We start from the raw sequence: 241 nt of genomic DNA on the forward strand, positions 1-241 counted from the left end.
GTCGCGTGGGGCACCGGCTTCACCTGCCCGAGCGGCTCCACCCTCTCGGGCTACGTCGTCTCGGTGCAGAACGGCACGTTCGTGTCGGGCGGCCCCACCTTCCAGCCGACGCAGCGCAACACGCAGATCAAGGTGGCGGATGCCGCGGGCCAGCAGCTCATCGTGACCTACCAGGGCATGTGCTCCGGCGGCGATCAGCGCACCTCTGACGCGTCGCCCCCGCTGTCGGTCACGATCACGG

The 241-nt window shown here is 70.1% G+C and carries 1 protein-coding gene; it reads left to right on the top strand.

The features are described 5' to 3' along the window. The coding region (locus SB660_RS23345) for a hypothetical protein (protein ID WP_410584946.1) at window positions 1–241 on the top strand (241 nt) is incomplete at both ends.

This window comes from Bacillus sp. SIMBA_005 (assembly GCF_046535585.1).
GTDB classification, from domain to species: domain Bacteria; phylum Bacillota; class Bacilli; order Bacillales; family Bacillaceae; genus Bacillus; species Bacillus pumilus.